Origin of the sequence: Amycolatopsis sp. NBC_01488, from assembly GCF_036227105.1 — a bacterium.
Lineage (GTDB): Bacteria > Actinomycetota > Actinomycetes > Mycobacteriales > Pseudonocardiaceae > Amycolatopsis.
This window is the reverse complement of record NZ_CP109434.1, coordinates 5,652,128-5,667,141: the sequence shown is the minus strand read 5'-3', so window position 1 is coordinate 5,667,141 and position 15,014 is coordinate 5,652,128. Positions and strand designations below refer to the sequence as shown.

13 protein-coding genes are annotated in these 15,014 nt (G+C 70.9%); 4 read left to right on the top strand and 9 right to left on the bottom strand.

Going from position 1 to position 15,014, the window contains the following annotated elements; translation table 11 throughout:
* Positions 1-78 precede the first annotated feature (78 nt).
* Complete coding sequence (locus OG738_RS26995) at positions 79-855, top strand: FadR/GntR family transcriptional regulator (protein ID WP_329045029.1); 777 nt, start codon at positions 79-81, stop codon at positions 853-855.
* A gap of 157 nt (positions 856-1,012) precedes the next feature.
* On the opposite strand, the gene OG738_RS26990 is transcribed toward OG738_RS26995, so the two are convergent.
* Positions 1,013-2,890 (bottom strand): AMP-binding protein, encoded by a 1,878-nt coding sequence (locus OG738_RS26990; protein ID WP_329045028.1) that lies wholly within the window; start codon positions 2,888-2,890, stop codon positions 1,013-1,015.
* A gap of 1 nt (position 2,891) precedes the next feature.
* Positions 2,892-4,061 (bottom strand): acyl-CoA dehydrogenase family protein, encoded by a 1,170-nt coding sequence (locus OG738_RS26985; protein ID WP_329045027.1) that lies wholly within the window; start codon positions 4,059-4,061, stop codon positions 2,892-2,894.
* Between the two features lie 63 nt (positions 4,062-4,124).
* On the opposite strand from OG738_RS26985, the gene OG738_RS26980 reads away from it, so the two are divergent.
* Together OG738_RS26980 and OG738_RS26975 are read left to right on the top strand one after the other, a co-directional pair.
* Positions 4,125-4,550: an FAS1-like dehydratase domain-containing protein gene (locus tag OG738_RS26980; RefSeq protein ID WP_329045026.1), complete on the top strand. Its 426-nt coding sequence runs from the start codon at positions 4,125-4,127 to the stop codon at positions 4,548-4,550.
* Positions 4,547-4,948, top strand: a complete 402-nt coding sequence (locus tag OG738_RS26975) for a MaoC/PaaZ C-terminal domain-containing protein (RefSeq protein ID WP_329045025.1) — start codon at positions 4,547-4,549, stop codon at positions 4,946-4,948. Before OG738_RS26980 ends, OG738_RS26975 begins: the two co-directional genes overlap by 4 nt.
* Here OG738_RS26975 and OG738_RS26970 read toward each other — a convergent pair.
* From OG738_RS26970 to OG738_RS26955, 4 genes are read right to left on the bottom strand one after another with little or no spacing between them, the layout of a single operon-like run.
* Positions 4,932-6,560: an AMP-binding protein gene (locus tag OG738_RS26970; RefSeq protein WP_329045024.1), complete on the bottom strand. Its 1,629-nt coding sequence runs from the start codon at positions 6,558-6,560 to the stop codon at positions 4,932-4,934. The genes OG738_RS26975 and OG738_RS26970 overlap by 17 nt on opposite strands.
* Positions 6,561-6,620: 60 nt before the next feature.
* On the bottom strand, positions 6,621-7,403 hold the full coding sequence (locus OG738_RS26965; protein WP_329045023.1) for an enoyl-CoA hydratase/isomerase family protein: 783 nt from the start codon (positions 7,401-7,403) through the stop codon (positions 6,621-6,623).
* A 10-nt stretch (positions 7,404-7,413) separates the two neighbouring features.
* Positions 7,414-8,382 (bottom strand): zinc-binding dehydrogenase, encoded by a 969-nt coding sequence (locus OG738_RS26960; RefSeq protein ID WP_329045022.1) that lies wholly within the window; start codon positions 8,380-8,382, stop codon positions 7,414-7,416.
* 53 nt (positions 8,383-8,435) lie between these two features.
* The gene (locus tag OG738_RS26955) at positions 8,436-9,545 is read right to left on the bottom strand and encodes a LuxR C-terminal-related transcriptional regulator (protein WP_329045021.1); all 1,110 of its coding nucleotides are present in this window, start codon (positions 9,543-9,545) and stop codon (positions 8,436-8,438) included.
* Between the two features lie 120 nt (positions 9,546-9,665).
* Between OG738_RS26955 and OG738_RS26950 the strand changes: the two genes are divergently transcribed.
* Entirely contained in the window at positions 9,666-10,214 is a 549-nt protein-coding gene (locus OG738_RS26950) for a TetR/AcrR family transcriptional regulator (protein ID WP_329045019.1), read from the top strand.
* On the opposite strand, the gene OG738_RS26945 is transcribed toward OG738_RS26950, so the two are convergent.
* The 3 genes from OG738_RS26945 to OG738_RS26935 form a co-directional block, all read right to left on the bottom strand.
* Positions 10,201-11,820 (bottom strand): AMP-binding protein, encoded by a 1,620-nt coding sequence (locus OG738_RS26945; RefSeq protein ID WP_329045017.1) that lies wholly within the window; start codon positions 11,818-11,820, stop codon positions 10,201-10,203. The two genes, OG738_RS26950 and OG738_RS26945, sit on opposite strands and share 14 nt — an antisense overlap.
* Positions 11,821-11,903: 83 nt before the next feature.
* The gene (locus tag OG738_RS26940) at positions 11,904-13,727 is read right to left on the bottom strand and encodes an AMP-binding protein (RefSeq protein WP_329045016.1); all 1,824 of its coding nucleotides are present in this window, start codon (positions 13,725-13,727) and stop codon (positions 11,904-11,906) included.
* On the bottom strand, positions 13,724-15,010 hold the full coding sequence (locus tag OG738_RS26935) for an MFS transporter (protein WP_329045015.1): 1,287 nt from the start codon (positions 15,008-15,010) through the stop codon (positions 13,724-13,726). The genes OG738_RS26940 and OG738_RS26935 overlap by 4 nt, the downstream gene beginning before the upstream one ends.
* Positions 15,011-15,014: the final 4 nt, after the last annotated feature.

Genomic DNA, 15,014 nt, shown 5'->3' with positions numbered 1-15,014 from the left:
TGCTTCAATGCATCGCGGACGATACTGCGAAAATGGTAACTTAGGTCAGACCGTTAGACCACTTGTTGGGAGAACCACATGACGGGCGCTCGCGCGCAGGAGCCCAAGACCGTCCGATCGCCGGTCCGGCTCGCTCCGATGGAGGTGCCGAAGGCCTCTGACGTGCTCGCGAACGAACTTCGCGAACGCATCCTCAACGGCGAGTACCCGGAGGGCACCGCGCTGCCGCCGGAACGCGAACTGGTGACCCAGACGGCGATGAGCCGCACGACGGTGCGGGAAGCGCTGCGCATCCTCGAGGTCCAGGGCCTGGTGCGGATCAAGACCGGCCGGGCCGGCGGTGCGTTCGTGCAGCGCCCGGGCCAGGACTCGGTGGCGTCGTCGGTCAGCCTGCTCATCCGCGGCCAGCAGATCCGCCTCGCCGACCTGCTGGAAACGCGCGAAGCGATCGAGCCGTTCTGTGCTCGGTTGGCCGCCCGCAACCGCACCGACGCGGACCTGGACCGGCTGGAAGCGGCGAACAAGGCGATCGCGGACTCGTCCGGCAGCCTGGCGCAGTTCCTGCAGGCCAACGTGGACTGGCACGTCGGGGTGGCGACGGCCAGCCACAACGAGCTGCTGACCGGCCTGATGACCGCGCTGTCCCGGGCCATCTACGCGGCGACGGAGAACGAGGAGTTCGTCGACGCGGAGGTCCGCAAGACCACGGTCCGCGCCCACCGCTCGATCACCGACGCCATCCGCGCCCAGGACCCCGACGCGGCCGTCCGCCGGATGAGCCGGCACGTCCACGCGTACGCCGAAGCTGTCCTGCAGGTCGACGAGCGCACGGACATCCTCGTCGAAGACTCGTGATCCGACAGGCATCACGCGTGATTGGGCGGGCATCACCCGTGATTGGCGGGGCATCACGGTGATGCCCCGCCAATCACGCGAGATGCCCCTTCAATCACGTGAGATGCGCGCCCGATCACGCGAGTTACGCCGCTGATCACGCGAGTTACGGCGTCAATCACGCGTCGGCGACGGCCGCGCGGATGCCTTCCAGGGCTTCCGGGTTTTCCGCGCCGGACAGGTCGCCCGGGTCCTGGCCGAGCGCGGCCGCCCGGACCGCGCGGCGCAGGATCTTCGCCGAGCGTGTCTTGGGCAGCTGCGTCACCCGCCGGACGAGGCTCGGCGCGAAGGGCTTGCCGACCTCGGCCGCGACCAGGTCCCGCAGCTCCGCCGAGACGTCCTCGGCAGCCCCGGCGCGCGGGACCCAGAACGCCCATACCGTCTCGCCCTTCTTCGGGTCCGGGACGCCGACCGCGGCCGCCTCCGCGACCGCCGGATGTGCCGTCAGCACCGCTTCCACCTCGGCCGGAGCCAGGCGCTTGCCCGCGATGTTCATGACGTCGTCGGAACGGCCGCGCAGGAACCACTGGCCGTCGGCGTCGACGAGCGCGTGGTCACCGTGGCGCCACATCCCGGGGAACGTCGACCAGTACGCCTCCCGGTAGCGCTCGTCGTCCTTCCACACCCCGCGCGTCATCGCCGGCCACGGCTGGCGGCACACCAGCTCGCCGACCTCGCCGCGCACCGGGTGCCCGGCGTCGTCGACGACGTCGACGTCCATCCCCAGCGACGGCCCGCCGAGCGAGCAGCTGCGGATCGGCTCGACCGGATACGGCGCGAGGAACGACCCACCGACCTCGGTGCCGCCGGAGAAGTTGATGATGGGAACGCGGCCGCCGAAGACCTCGACCGCCAGCCACTCGTAGGAGTCCGGGTCCCACGGCTCGCCGGTCGAGCCCAGTGTGTGCACCGAGGAGAGGTCGAAGGACGCCGGCGACGAAGTCCGCAGCGTCCGGATCAGCGTCGGCGACACCCCCAGCATCGTGACGCGGTGGCGTTCGACGAGGCGCCACAACCGGTCCAGGTCGGGCACGTCCGGTGATCCTTCGTACAGCACGAGGGTCGCGCCGTTGGCGTGCGTGCCGAAGATCGACAGCGGGCCCATGATCCAGCCCATGTCGGTGATCCAGCAGAAGACGCCGTCCGCGCCGACGTCGAAGGAGTAGGCGACCTCGCTGGCCGTCTTGACGAGGAACCCGGCGTGGGTGTGCACCGCGCCTTTGGGCTTTCCGGTGGTTCCGGAGGTGTAGGCGAGCAGGAGCGTGCCCGTGGCGGCCATCGGTTCCGCCGCGACCGGCTCGCCGTCCGGCAGCCCCGTCCACCCGGACTCCCCGGCCACGACGACGTGCCGCACGGACGGGCACGACCGCAAAGCCGCGTCCAGCAACGGTTTCATCGCGACTTCCCGGCGGCGCCGCACTGTCCCGTCCGCGACGATCACCGCCTTCGCGTCGGCGTCCCGCAGCCGGGCGGCGATGGCTCCCGGCGCGAACCCGGAGAACAGCGGCACGAGCACCGCGCCCAGCCGCGCGACGGCGTAGCAGGCGACCACGGCTTCGGGGATCATCGGCAGGAACAGCCCGACGGCGTCGCCACGGCCGATGCCCAGCTCGCGAAGCCCGGCTGCCACGCGCGCGACCTCGGCGCCGAGTTCGTGGAACGTCAGCGATCGGACCCGCCCGTCCTCGGCTTCGTGCACCACCGCGGTCCGGTCGGGAGCTGCCTCGACCCAGCGGTCGAGGCAGGCTTCGGCGATGTTCAGCTCGCCACCGACGAACCAGTCCGGGTACTCGATCCCGCGTGACAGGTCGACGACCTGGTCGTACGCCTTGCTGAACGGCAGCCCCAGATCCTGCACGACCGCGTCCCAGTACCAGCCGATGTCGGCCACCGACGCCTTGCGCAGCTCGGCGATCGAGCCGAGACCGTGCGCCCGGGCGAGCCGGGTGACGTTGGCGTGCTCGACGTAGTCCTCGGTCGGGGTCCAGGTGTACACGTCAGCTCCTCGGCAGGCCGAGCATCCGCTCGGCGACGATGTTGCGCTGGATGAAGGTCGAGCCGCCGGCGATCGCCGTGCCGCGCGCCTGGTAGGCCAGCCGCAGCCACCGGGCGTCCGGCTCTTCGTCGAGGCCGAGCTGGCCGCCCAGCGGGTCGAGCGACAGCCGGAAGTCGGCCAGGTCCTCGACCAGCGGGCAGAAGTACAGCTTCCCGATCGACGTCACCGGCCCCGGTGGCTCGCCTTCGCTGGCCTGCGTGACGACCCGCTGCCCGATCAGGTAGTGGGTGAGCGCCCGGCCGTACAGGTCGGCGACGCGCTGGCGGATCAGCGGGTCCGTCCCGAGTGGACGGCCGTCCGGTCCGGTCCGGCCGGCGATGTCGGCGATGATGTCGTCGACCGCGCGTTTGGTGTTGACGCGGCCGGTGGCGATGGCCACCCGCTCGTAGCCCAGTGTCCCCATCGCGACGCGCCAGCCGCCGTCCACCTCCCCCACCACGAGGTCGTCCGGCACGAACACGTCGTCGAGGAAGACCTCGTTGAATTCGGCCTCGCCGAGCATGTGGGCCAATGGTCGGACCGTGACGCCGGGACTGTCCATCGGGAGCAGGAAGTACGTGATGCCCTTGTGGCGCGGGCCGCCGCCGGTGCGGGCGAGGAGGATCGCGTGCGCGGCGAGTTGGGCGCGGCTCGTCCAGATCTTCTGCCCCTGGATCTGCCAGCCGCCGTCGACCTTCGTGGCTTTCGTGCGCAGGGACGCGAGATCCGAACCGGCTTCCGGTTCGGAGAACAGCTGACACCAGATCTCGACCCCCGTGAGGATCGGACGCAGGAACCGCTCCTTCTGCGCCTCCGTGCCGAAGCCGGCGATCGTCGGGCCGGCGAAGTCCTCGCCGATGATGTTGAGCCGCTCCGGCGCGCCCGCGCGGTCGGTCTCTTCGGTGAAGATCGCGCGGAGCTTCTCGCCGGCACCCTGGCCGCCGTACTCCTTCGGCCACGACAGCCCGGCATATCCGGCGTCGAACAGGAGCGTCTGCCACTGTCGCCAGAAGGGCAGCTTGCCTTCGAGGTCCGGCGGCTCCGGCCAGGGCAGGCGCGGCAGCGCGTCCGCGAGCCACTTCCTGACTTCGGCCCGGAACCGGGCCTCCTCGGGCGAGTCCGCGAGATCCATCAGCACCCCTTCATGTCCTTAGGGTCTGATGTTAATATAGGTCTGACCAAAACGGGAGGGCTAGTGACACCGGACTTCGTCGACGAGGTCACCTTCGACGTCGAGCAGGGCAAGATCCTGGAGTTCGCGCGCGCGACCTTCGCCGAGGATCCGGTCCACGTGAGCCAGAAAGCCGCCCAGACCGCGGGGTTCCCCCGCGTCCCCGCGACGCCGACGCACGTCGTGGTCGCCGGGCACCACCGCGACCAGCGTGGCTTCGTCGAGAAGGTGGGCCTGGCGTTCGAACGTGTCGTCGTCGGCTCGGTCAAGTGGACCTACCTTCGCCCGCTGCTCGCCGGCGACCGGCTGCACGGCGTCCGTCGCGTCGTCGGCGACCGGCGCAAGGGCGCGCTGCGGATCGTGACCCTGGAGACCGACTACGTCGACACGGCGGGCGAGAGCGTGGTGTGCGTGCGGGAGACGCTGATCGAGCGAGGAGCGGAAGCATGAGGACACCGGTGCGGGTCACGGTGGGCGAGCAGGTCCCGGCGCGGGAGATCGGGCCGGTGACGCAGACCGACGTCGTCCGGTTCGCGGGCGCGGGCGGAGACTTCAACCCCCTGCACCACGACCCCGCGTTCGCCGAGGCCGCGGGGTTTCCGGGTGTGCTCGCGATGGGTCAGCTGCACGCGGGAATGCTGGCGGCTTGGTTGAGCGACTGGGCGGGCGTGGAACACCTGCGCGAGCTGGAGGTCCGGTTCGTGGCCCCGGTGTTCCTCGGCGACGTCCTGCGGTTCAGCGGCGAAGTGACCACTGTGGACGGTGGACGCGCCGAGCTGGAACTGGCAGTGACCCGCGGCGGCGAGCCCGTGATCCGGGCCCGCGCCACGATCACACGGCGATCTTGAGCTTCTCCGCGATGTCCGCGCGCAGCACGTGCTTCTGGATCTTGCCGGTCGCCGTCATCGGGAGCTGCTCGACCACTTCGAGGCGCTCCGGGAGCTTCTGGATCGCCAAGTCCCGTCCCAGGAGGAACTCCTTGATCTCGTCCAGCGTGACCGAGCGGCCCGGCCGCGGGACCACGTAGCAGCAGATCCGCTCCCCCAGGCGCACGTCCGGCATGCCCACGACCGCGACCGCCGCGACGGCGGGGTGGTCGGCGAGCAGGTCCTCGATCTGCCGGACGCTGATGTTCATCCCGCCCCGGATCACGATGTCCTTGAGCCGCCCGGTCACCCGCACGTAGCCGTCGGCGTCCATCACCCCGAGGTCGCCCGAACGCGAGTAGCCATCGGGCGTGTACAGCGCCGCGGTCTCGGCGGGGTTGCCGAGGTAGCCGAGCATGTGCGTTGGTCCGCGGTAGTCGATGTCGCCTTCGGTGCCGCGGGGCACTTCCGCGCCCAGCTCGTCGACGATCTTCACCGAGCTGCCCGGCAGTGCCCGGCCGTCGGACGTCACCGAGCGCGCGGGGTCGTCGTCGACGGTGCAGGTCGTCGTGGTCAGGTTCTCGGAACGGCCGTAGAGGCTGAGGATCCGGCAGTCCGGCAGCAGCCGCCGCGCCCGCTCCACGAAGGTGCCGGGAATCGGCGCGCCGGCGGCCACCCAGAGCCGCATGCTGCCGGCGTCGTGCTCGGCCGGGTCGTAGCCGTCCATGAGCATCTGCAGGAACGTCGTCGCGGTCACCGCCGCGGTGCAGCCGAACCGGCGGATGTGCTCCGCCCCGGCGCGCGGTTCCCACGCGGCCATGAGGTGCGAGCCGGCGCCGTGCATCAGCGGCAGGAAGACGCTGGTGACCAGGCCGGTCGTGTGGGTGATCGGGGACGGCCCGAACTGGACGTCGTCGGCGGTGTAACCGAACGCCGTCGCCAGCAGCCGCGAACCGCAGGCCATGGTGTTGAACGTGTGGACGCAGCCCTTGGGCCGCGACGTCGTCCCGGAGCTGTAGACGATGACGAAGGGGTCGTCGGGATCCGCGGCCGGGCCGAGTTCGGCCGCAGCGGCGGCGGGGTCGACGTCGGCGAACAACGACTCGAACGCCGTTGTCCCAGCGGGTCCGCCGCCGCGCACCACGACGACCTGCTCGAGGCCGAGCGAGCGGTACATGCCGGCGTAGTCGAACGCCTTGAACGTCTCGGCCGTGATCACCATGCGCGCGCCGGCGTTCTGCGCGATGAAGCCGACTTCGTCGCGCCGGTAGATCGGCATGATCGGCACCATGATCGCGCCGAGGCGCGACAACGCCGCCGCGGCCTGCACCAGCTCGACCCAGTTCGGCAGCTGGACGCAGACGCGGTCCCCGGCGCGGATTCCCCGCTCCCGCAGGCCGATCGCGAGCCGCAGGACGCTGTCCCGCAGCTGCGCGAACGTGAGGGATTCGGTGTCATCGGTCAGGAAGACCTTGTCCGGGCGTTCGGCGGCCTGGGCGTCCAGCAGGTCGGAGAGGGTTTCCCGGCGCCAGCGGCCGGTCGCGTAGTACTGCCGGATTTCTTCGGCGGAGTAGCGGTCGTGGACCGTCATCATCGGCGATCATCCTCGATCTCGGCGATTCTGGTTCGACGGTAATATGGTTGGACCAAAACGTCAACGCCGTTGCCACACCGGTTCGCGCTTCTCCCGGAACGCCCGCACGCCCTCGACCAGGTCTTCCGTCGTGAACGCGAGGGCCAGCTGGGCTTGCAGCACATCCAGGGCTTTGCCGAGGTCCAGGTCGCGCGTCGAGGCCAGAGCGTCTTTGCCCAGCTTCATCAGCAGGGGTGACTTCCCGGCGACGCGATGCGCCCAAGCCCGCACGGTCTCGTCGAACTCGGCGTCGGGGACGACCTTGTTGACGACTCCGAGCGCTGCCGCTTCCGAGGCGGAGACCGTGTCCCCCAGCATCATCAGCTCGTTGGCCTTCAGGCGGCCGACGTTGCGGAAGATGAGCGCGGAGATCATGAACGGGAACGCGCCGACGTTGATCTCGGGGCAGCCGAACCGCGCGGACTCCTTGGCCACGACCAGGTCGCAGGCGAGCGCGAGCCCGAACGCCCCGGCGAGGACGTCGCCGCCGGCCGCGCAGAGCACCGGCTTGCCGAGGGCGGCGATGAGCTTGAACAGCCGCGGGAACCGGTCCAGCCCGGCGTACTTGGCGATCGGCGGCCGGTCGTCGGCGAACGCCTTCAGGTTGCCGCCGGAGGAGAAGATCCGTTCGTGCGACGACTCCAGCACGACGACCCGCACTCCGTCGTCGGCCTTCGCCGTCTCCAGCGCGGCCAGGAGTTCGTCGAGGAGTTCGTCGCTCAGCGCGTTGCGGGTCTTCGGGTCGTCGAGGGTCACCCAGGCGGCGCCCTCTTCGTCGGTCCGATAGCGCACCAGTTCCGGCATGCGTGCTCCTTCAGTGCGTCAGGACGACTTTGCCGAAGCCGTCACCGCTTTCGAGGTACTCGTGCGCGGCCGCGGCCTCGTCGAGCGGGAACGTCCGGTCGACGACCGGCGGCGGAACGTCGTGCTCCGCCAGGAAAGCCAGCAGCGCGGCGAAGTCGCGGGGACTGCCCATGGTCGTGCCGAGCAGGCTGAACTGCCCGAAGTAGAACGACCGCACGTCGAGCGGCACCTGCTCGGCGCGCGACGCCCCGAGCACGACCAGCCGCCCGCCGGGCTTGAGCGCCCGCAGCGAGTCCTGCCACGCTCCGACCGGGTCGAGGACGACGTCGAAGCCACCTGGGGTGAGTTCGCGGGCCGCGGTCGGCCAATCCGGTTCGGTGTACCGGACACCCGCGGTGGCACCGATCTCCCGCGCCTGCTCGATCTTCGCGTCCGAAGACGACGTCACGCAGACGGTCGCCCCGGCCGCCGCACCCAGCAGCACCGCGGTCGTGGCGACGCCGCCGCCCGCGCCGAGCACCAGCAGGGACTCACCACTTCGCAGCCCGGCTCGCGTGAACAAGGCCCGGAAAGCTGTCACGCCGACCAACGGCAGTGCTGCCGCTTCGGCCCAGCTGTAGCCACGAGGCTTGGGGACGACGTTCTCCGCCGGCACCGAGACCGCCTCGGCGTACGTACCGGGCCGGTGGTCGCCGAGGATCTCGAAGCCGGACGCTGGAGCGGCCTCGCCGGCACCCCAGCCCAGCGACGGCAGGATCACGACTTCGTCGCCGGTGTCCAGCACTCCCGCACCGTCGGCTCCGGGGACGTGCGGCAGGGGCGAGCCATAGCGACCTTGCCGGACCAGGACGTCGTGCCAGTTCAGCGCACTCGCCCGCAACCGGACGACCACCTCGCCCGGCCGCCCGGCCGGAGAGGGCACCTCCGCCGGCCGCAGGCACCCCGTCGACCCGAACTCCCGCAGCACCACCGCACGCACGCCAGACCTCCTCAATTACGGTCTGACCATTAGACCTCAAGTCGGAGGCGCGCTCAAGAGGGATCGGCCATGGTCAGCCGGAGGTACTGCGAGATCGCCTCCGCCCGGTTTTCCGCGCCCAGCTTGCGGAGGATGCGCTTGACGTGCGACTTCACCGTGCCGCTGGTGATGACGAGCTCGTCGGCGATGCGGTTGTTGGTCGCCCCGGTCGCCATGAGCGCGAGCACCTCGCGCTCGCGCCCGGTGAGCAGTGCCTCGAGCGCGGCCGACGAGCGCGGCCGCGTGCGCGACGGCCGCAGTTCGGCGACGGCGGCGTGCCGGGTCAGGTCGATCTCGGCGGACGCCAGGTCGTCCAGGACCGCTTCGACGGTCCGCATCGCGACCCGCACCTGCTCGCGTTGCACCCGCAGCCGCGTCAGGAGCACGGCCCGTTCGAAGAGCCGGCCGAAGCCGAGCGCGAAGGCCCACAGCAGGTCCCGGTCGAGCGCGGTCACGGGGCTGTCGACGTGATCGGCGTGCAGGAACCCGATGACGCGCCCGGTGGGCAGGAGCGGCGCCGCGACGTACGACGTGAGCGCCGACGCACGCAGGAGCGGCCGGTACACCCGCGGGTCGTGCGCCGGGTCGGTGACCAGGGCTGGCTGCCGTTTGCGGACCATCTCGGTCTCCAGCAGCATGTTGTCGAGGCGGATCTCCGGGATCGCGGTGATCCACTCGCGGAACGTCCGTTCCGCCTCCCGGTCGCCGACCGCGTAGGACTTCCACGGCCGCCACAGCGAGCCGTCCACCCGCGACAGCATCACCCGGCCGAACCCGCAGCCCTCGACGACCGCCTCGCACGCCCGGTCGAGCAGCTCGTCGGAGTCCGTCACCGCGCCGAGCCGGGCCAGGCTCGCGTCGAGTGCCGCCCGGCGCCGCGCCCGCTCGCCCTCGCGGAACTCGCTCAGTTCGTGCCGCAGCGCGTAGACCTCCGCCAGCAACGCGCCGGTCCCAGCCGGATCCGCGGTTCCCGCCGTCAGCCGCTCGCTCAGCTCTCCCGCGGCGGCGGTCAGGGCGACTTCGGCGGACTCCGGATCGCTCGCTCTGGCCGACGGGGCCCCGGCTCGCTCCAGGGCGTTCCGCACCCTCGTGAGCAGCTCGGAGGCCCGGCCATGAGTGGTCACGGCCGCGAGCCCGGCAGGTGTGCGCGCACGTCGTCGTGCCCCTCTCGTCGCGATCGGGAGTCGCTGCCGATGGTAGCCCGACAATAACGATCGTTCACAATCCTGTGTTAGGTTCGGCGGGTGGACAGGGAGCGCAAGATCCTGGATACGGCCGCTGCCGTCTTCTTCGAGAAGGGCTTCCACGGGGTCGGCGTCGACGAACTCGGCAAGCGGGCCGGGCTCAGCGGGCCCGCGCTCTACCGGCACTTCTCCGGCAAGGACGAAATCCTCGCCTCGCTGTTCAACGAAGCGCTCGACGAGCTGCTCAGCGCCACCGCGCCGGTGCACGACGACCCGGCCGAGGACCTGGACCGGCTGATCCGCCACCACGTCGGGTTCACCCTCTCCCACCGGCACCTGGTGAACGTCTACCAGCGCGAGGACCGCTCGCTGGTCGAGCCGTGGAAGCGCCAGTTCGACCGGCGCCGCCGCCAGTACCTCGCCCGCTGGGAAGCCACGGTGGCCCGGCGCTTCCCCGGGGCGAGTCCCGCCGAGGTCGCGGCCGGCACGCAGGCCTGCCTCGGCGTCATCTTCTCGGTCGCCTACTGGCCCACCGCGCTGGCGAATACCCCGTCGCTGGCCGATCTGATCACCGGGTACGCGACGACCGGACTGTCTACTTTGGAGTGACCTTCCGCCGGACGTCGTCGCGCAGCACGTGCTTGCGCACCTTCCCGGTCGCCGTCATCGGCAGTTCGTCGAGCAGCTCGAGCCGTTCGGGCAGCTTCGGGGTCGCGACGTCCTTCGAGCGCAGGTAGTCCGTCAAGTCGGCGAGCGACGGCGGCTCACCGGCCGGGACGACATAGGCGCAAACGCGTTCCCCCAGCCGTTCGTCGGGCATCCCGACGACGGCGACGGCGGCGACCCGCGGGTGCTCGACGAGCAATTCCTCGAGCTCTCGGGCGCTGATGTTGAGCCCGCCGCGGATGACGATGTCCTTGAGCCGCCCGGTGACGCGCACGTAGCCGTCGGCGTCCATCACGCCGAGGTCGCCCGAGCGCGACCGGCCGTCGGCGGTGAACAACGCGGCCGTCTGCTCCGGGTCCCGGTAGTACTCCAGCATGTGACTCGGACCTCGGTACGTGATGTCACCTTGGGTGCCTCTCGGTACTTCCTCGCCGAGTTCGTCGACGATCGTCACCGACGCCCCGGCGATCGCGGAGCCGTCGGACGTCGCCGACCGGTCCGGGGCGTCGTCGAGCGTGCACATGGTGGTGAGGAAGTTTTCCGAGCGGCCGTAGAGGCTCAGGACCCGGCAGCCGGCGAACTGCTCCCCCGCGCGCCGGACGACGGAGCCCGGGATCGGCGAGCCCGCGCAGACCCACAGGCGCAGGCTGGCCGCGTCGTGCCGGTCCGGGTCGTAGGCGCCCATGAGCATCTGCAGGAACGGCGTCGCGGTGACGGCGGCGGTGCAGCCGTACTTCGCGATCCGCTGCCACGCTTCGGCCGGATCCCAGGCCTCCATCAGGTGCGAGGCGGCGCCGGTCAGCAGCGGCAGCAGGAAGCTGGTCGCGAGCCCGGTGCTGTGGGTGACGGGGGACGGTCCGAACTGGACGTCGTCCTCGCCGTAGCCGACACTGCGCGCGATCGCGGCGGCGCTGGCGCGCACGGTGTTCAAGGTGTGGAAACACCCCTTCGGCCGCGCGGTCGTGCCGGAGGTGTAGACGATGAGGAAGCCGTCGTCCGGCGACGGCGCCGGGCCCAGCTCGGCGCCGGGCCGATAGAGGTCGTCGAGCCGGACGTCGCCGTCACCGCGGACCGCCACGATCGCCGCCAGGTCCGGGCAGTCCTCCCGCAGCGCGGTGAACATCGCGAGGTGGTCGAACCCCTTGAACTCGCGGCAGGTGACCGCCGCCTTGGCGCCGGAGTGCCGCAGGACGTAGCCGACCTCCTCGGCCCTGTAGATCGGCATGATCGGCACGAGCACCGCGCCGAGGCGGCTGACCGCCGCGGCGACCGCGAAGAACTCGGTCCAGTTGGGCAGCTGCACCGCGACCCGGTCGCCGTGGCCGACGCCGAGCCCGGCCAGCCCGCCGGCCAGAGCCAGTGCCTGGTCGCGGAGGTCGGCGTAGGTGAGTTCACTCGTGCCGTCGGAGACGAACACCTTGCCGCCGCGAGCCTCGGCCTGGCCGTCCAACAGGGCGGAAAGGCCTTCCGGACGCCAGAACCCGGCCTCGTAGAAGGCCTTGATGTCGGCCTCGGCGTACCGGTCGTGAACGGAGATCGCGTGCGTCATCGGCAGCCCTTCCGACCATCAGTGATCCACACCACACTGAAACTGGTCGAACGATATAATGGACTGACCTTTTAGAGCAAGAGTCAGCCGACCCGGACTTCGCTCAGGAATTCGTAGGCCGCCAGCCGGCTGCTCAGCAGGTCAGCGAATCCCCGACCGCCTTCCGGCAGCGAGACGATCACGCGTGGCCGGGGGCCGGAGTCTTCGACGTGCACGCCGTGGTCGTGCTCGCGGCCCGACAGCTCGGCGACCAGCGCCCGGATCTCCCGGCGCAACGCGTCCCGGCGCAGCGCCGGTTTGGCGACCTTGCCGACCGGCGTCACCGGTAGCCGCTCCAGCACGACGACCTCGACCGGCACGGCGGCCCGCTCCTGCACGTGCGCGCGGCAGAAGGCCAGCAGCGCTTCCGGTCGCGCCGCGGCTCCGTTCTTCAGCTCGACGTAGGCCACCGGCACCTCGCCTTTGCCTGCGGCGGGCCGCCCGACCGCCGCCGCCATGCTCACGTCCGGGTGGCGGGACAGCGCCTCCTCGATCTGCCCGGGATCGATGTTGTGGCCGCCGCGGATGATGAGGTCCTTGGCCCGGCCGGAAATCCAGACATAGCCGTCCTCGTCGACGGTGCCCAGATCGCCGGTATCGGCCCACCGAGTGCCCTCGTAGCGGACGTGGAGCGCGGCGTCCTGCGCGCTGTCGAGGTATCCGTCGGTCACGGACGGTCCGCCGATGACCAGCGCGCCACGCTCGCCGGGCGCGCATTCGCGGACGACTCCGCCGGCCCCGTCGAGTTCGACCGCACGGACGCGGAAGTGCGGCAACGCCCGGCCCGCGGACCCGATCCGCGGGCGGGTGCCGTCGTTGTAGTGCCCGGTGATCGTGCCGTGCAGTTCGGTCATGCCCCAGTTTTCCCGCAGCCACACGCCGAAGCGGTCGTGGAACTCCGTGGCGAGCGCGACCGGCAGCTGGCTGCCGCCGACGTGGAAGTCGGCCAAGCAGTGCCCTTCGGCGTCGCCGCCCGCGTCCAGGATGGCTCGCGCCGTCGTCGGCGTGGCCAGCAGGGAGGTGATGCGGTAGTGGCGGGCGATGTCCCAGAAGGACGCCACGACCTCGCGCGAACGGAACCCCGCCGTGGTGAGCGTGAGCAGGGTCTGGCCGAACAGCATCGCGCGCAGGCCCAGGGAAAGCGACCCTCCACAGTGGAAGTTCGGCATCCCGTGCCCGACGACGCCGGCGCGCTCCGAACCCATCAGGGCGCCGACGTTCCACGCCACGGTGAGCTGCCCGCGCTGGGTCATCCGCACGAGCTTCGGGGTGCCGGTGGTGCCGCCGGTCGGCATCGCCATGACCATCCGGTCGGGATCGGGGTCGAAGACCTGGACGTCGTCCTCGTGCGCGCGGACGGCGGCGGCGAAGTCGTCGCCGACGTGGAACACGTGTCGCAGGCTCGGCACGTGGTCACGCGGATCTTCTTTGCCCTCGGCGATCTCCGGGGTGGTCACCAGCGTCGTCGCGCCGACCTCGTTCAGGATCCGGTGCAGGGACGCGGGTTCGAGGAACGGGTTGAGCGGCACGGCGACGCCCGACGTAGCCGCACCCCACAGCGCGGTCAGCCCTTCGGGCACCATCGGCAGCATCAACGCGATGACGCCACCGCAGGCGCGGAACAGGCGAGCCGACAGCTCGACCTCGCGCACCAGCTCCCGGTAGGTCACGATCCGCGCCGGGGCAAGGAAATCCGGTGGTTCGACGAGCACGATGGCCGGCTTCTCCGGGTCAAGGGCGGCCGCGGCGGACAGGCACCCGAGGATCGTGTCGGCGGGACGCAGGTCCTCCGGTGGGCACGATTCGACGGCCGCGACGTCCGCGAGCGAGGTCAGCCGGCGCCGCACCGGTTCGGACCTGCGGTTCACGACTCCACCGCGACGGCCACCGGCACGGCCGCCGGCAGCGTTTCCCGCGACCGGTACAGGGCGAGGGCGGCGCCCGCGCCGGCGACGCACAGCGCGAGGCAGACGACGATGATCGTCCAGATCCCGAACACGGAGTCTTCGAGCGCGACCGCGGTCAGCGGCGCGAAGCCGGCGATCACTCCGGCGACCTGCATGCCGAGAGATCCCGCGGTGTAGCGGACCTCGGTCGGCAGGCAGTCCACGATGAACGCCGGGAAAATCCCGTTCGCGGCCGCGTGGCCGAGTCCGGCGACCGCGAGCAGAGCGCCGAAGATGAACGGCACGCTGCGGCTGTCCAGCGCCACGAAGTAAACGGCCAGCAGGCCGCCTTCCACCAGCAGGCCGGCGGCCAGCAGGCGGCCGCGGTGCACGCGGTCCGACAGCGCGCCCCACACCGGATTCATCACGACGACGAGGAACGTCGCAACCGTGATGACCCACAGCATCGTGGTGCGGTCGACCCCGGCGGTGTTCACCGCGTAGCTGAGGCTGTAGATGGTGAGGACGTACCAGATCGACATCATCCCGGCCATCACGAGGACGATGCCGAGGATGGCGCGCGGATACCGCGTGAGCGCGGTGCGGATCGGCCTGGCTCGCTCGCCGGACGCGACGAAGTCGGGCGTCTCTTCCAGGCCGTAGCGCAGCAGCAGGCCGACCAGGACGATCAAGGCGCTGCCCAGGAACGGGACCCGCCAGCCCCAGGATTCGAGCTGGGCCTGGGGAAGCAGCGTGACGAGCGCGAACACCGCGGTCGCCAGGACGGTGCCGGCCTGGGCACCCGCCGTCGAAAAGCTGCCGTAGAAGCCGCGCTTGCCTGCGGGGGCGTGCTCGACCGAGATGAGCACGGCTCCCCCGAGCTCGCCGCCGACGGCCAGCCCCTGACCGAGCCTGAGCACCACCAGCAGCACCGGCGCCAGTGGACCGATCGCTTCGTAGCCGGGCAGCAGGCCGACGAGGACCGTCGCGACGCCCATCAGCGCGATCGTCAGGAGCACCGCCGTGCGCCGGCCGCGCCGGTCGCCGATGTAGCCGAAGAGCAGGCCGCCGAGCGGGCGGACGAGGTAGCCGCTGGCGAACGTCGCCAGGGACAGCACGAGCGCCACCTGCGGGCCGGCGCCGTGGAAGAAGAGCTTTCCGAACACCAGCGCCGAAGCGGTGCCGTAGATGACGAGGTCGTAGTACTCCACGACGGAGCCGAGGAACGCGGCCGAGGCCGCCCGACGGGGACTGGGTGCTGCCATGTCA